Origin of the sequence: uncultured Meiothermus sp. (genome assembly GCF_937863175.1) — a bacterium.
Lineage (GTDB): Bacteria > Deinococcota > Deinococci > Deinococcales > Thermaceae > Meiothermus.
In genome coordinates this window covers 1-2,453 of sequence record NZ_CALMCQ010000160.1, presented here as the reverse complement: position 1 = coordinate 2,453, position 2,453 = coordinate 1, and the positions used below count along the sequence as shown (strand labels likewise).

Below are 2,453 nucleotides of genomic sequence, written 5' to 3'. Positions count from 1 at the left end.
CTAGAAAACCAACAATGGCTCTGATTTAAACAGAATTATCGAGAATTTTTCGCAGAAGTAAGGCTAATATTGATGGCAAAACTTCCTGGCTCACAGGCAGCGACTCCAGGCCTGCAGTCTGTGGTTTTCCCCATATCCAGCGAGCTTTCTTTCACACCTGCTGCTCTTTTTTCTCCAAATTGTTTGTCTGAAACTGTACTCTCACACCCAGACCCGTAAACTACGCAGGTGCCATCGGGTCGTGTTCACGAAGCCATCAATATCGGCGTGCTGGGGTTGGCTTCAGCCGCTTACTGGGTTTACCAGGAAGAAATCGCCATCTCCCAACCCGTCGCGGTGGCCTTCGTTAGCAGTTTCTTACTCGGGACTTTCCTGATTACCCCCGATCTTGACCTGGCCGAACAACAGGTGCGGGCCAAAGGGCGCTGGGGTTGGTTGGGGTTGTTTTGGGTGCCATATGGCTGGATGTTTGCCCACCGAGGGCTTTCACATACCTGGATGGTTGGCCCTCTCACACGCATTTTGTACCTGGGGGCGATGGGGATCGTGTTGTACTGGGTCACTACCGCCATCACGGGCTATTTGGGGGTCAATTTAGATTTGCAGACCCAGTTCAGAGCACCTTCTCAAGAAATCTTATGGGCGCTGGTACTGGGGTATTATGCTTCGCAGTGGCTGCACCTGATTGCCGATGGAGTCTGGCCAGATTCAGGTATCCTGTTACGTTCTGGCAGGCGCCGCCGCTAAGCATCCAGGCCACGGTATTCTAAGTTTCGGGATGGTGGGATAGATGCTTGCTCCGGATGGCTGTCCCTGCCTCAAGCTCGGCATACGTCTGGTAGCTGCGTCTGTAACCTTGCATTTTGGCAACTGGGCCTTCTGGGTTTGACAAACTCAGTAGGCCGCAGCTTCGATCTTGCCCGCTGGAGATCCAGTTGCCAAGCCTTCCAACCGTCAGTGAGGAGATTCTTCATGCATGGTGCGAAATTTTGGATCGATCATCTTGCTCTACAGCCGCACCTCGAGGGTGGCTTCTTCCGCCAAACCTACATCGCCCGCGAGTCCATTGCACATCCCCACCTGCCTGGCCGCTACACTGGCCAGCGAGCTTTTTCCACTGCCATTTACTTCTTGCTGGAATACCCCGATTTTTCAGCGTTCCATCGGCTTCAAAGCGATGAAGTCTGGCATTTCTATGCAGGTAGCGCACTCACCATCTGGATGCTCTCCCCCCAAGGCCAGCCCACTCACACCCAGCTTGGCCCCGATCCAACCCAGGGGCAAGGGTTCCAAACCGTGGTTCCTGCAGGCTACTGGCTGGGGGCCAGCTTAAACGCACCTGAAAGCTATGCTCTGGTGGGCTGTACCATGGCCCCTGGCTTTGATTTCAGCGACTTTGAACTGGCCCAGCGCGAGCAACTAGTCCGGCAATTCCCGCAGCACCGCGACCTGATCGAAAGGTTGACCCGATGAACCCAGGCGCCAGTAGGCATGACAGGTTGTTCGCCGGAACAGGTTACGGTTCAGGAATCTCCGAAAAAACGAGCCCGCCATGAAAAGATCGCGTCGGTGAAGGTGGTGCCTTCCAGACCAGATAACCTGCCCCTGGGCAAGCATCGCCACCCGCTTGACCTTCTTCATCTGTGGCTTCATCCTGGCGACCTGGGTTTCGTGCCTCCTGGCTACCAAGCAGAACCTGGGCCTCCATACCGGCGAGTTGGGGTTGGTGTTGCAGGATGCACCGGCGGGGTTGGTCGAAGCTACACGTAAACCATCAACGGTTCCATATCTTTTGCACAACTTATTGCTACTCTGAACCTGCTTAGCCTCGAGCCACCCCTGCTCATAAGGTTCCCATTGGAACCCCTCGAGGCTGAGCCTAAATGCCTGGCACTCCATTTGTTTCGCATACTGGCCAGGAACTCCATTCCTAACCCCCCGCCGAGAGGGGGGTTGTTGTTATTCAGCGCAGTTTGCAAATACCCTGGAATCCAGTGTGCGAGGATCTCGCACAGGCCCACGGGCAAACGAATCCTGCTGGGTTGTAACGAAGTACCCCGCCCTGCGAGACGGGGTGTTCAGGAAAACCAGGAGGATCGGGTATTTGGACATGATTAAAGCGCTTACAGAGTAGTTTTGCCGCTGCCCCAGGCTCGGCCTACACCGGGGTACTGCGCCAGGGGCGCGCAACTGGATCGGTGGGCTTTATGGATTGGACAACCTCAACAGGACGCAGCTAAGAGACGCTTCCTCGTTCGTCGTATAAGTTCCCATGATGCTTTCACCAGGCCGTTTTGGCGGACTAGGTGTTACGGATGCCTGCAGGAAGTTTATAAGCACCGTACAGCGGCTATGCAAGGCTTCCCACTACTGCTTCCTGCCGTATGCTAAACAGGCCATGTTCAAGGATATTTTTGGCACCGAACCCACCGTATCCGTCTCGGCCCCTGGCC

The 2,453-nt window shown here is 55.2% G+C and carries 2 protein-coding genes; both read left to right on the top strand.

What is annotated here, in order from left to right; translation table 11 throughout:
* Positions 1 to 228: 228 nt before the first annotated feature.
* Complete coding sequence (locus Q0288_RS06230) at positions 229 to 747, top strand: metal-binding protein (protein ID WP_299428792.1); 519 nt, start codon at positions 229 to 231, stop codon at positions 745 to 747.
* Between the two features lie 225 nt (positions 748 to 972).
* Entirely contained in the window at positions 973 to 1,473 is a 501-nt protein-coding gene (locus Q0288_RS06225; RefSeq protein WP_299428789.1) for a cupin domain-containing protein, read from the top strand.
* The last annotated feature ends 980 nt before the right edge of the window (positions 1,474 to 2,453 follow it).

Bases quoted from the DNA above. Each gene is read 5' to 3' on its own strand.
- Q0288_RS06225 (WP_299428789.1), top strand. From the start codon at position 973: ATGCATGGTGCGAAATTTTGGATCGATCATCTTGCTCTACAGCCGCAC.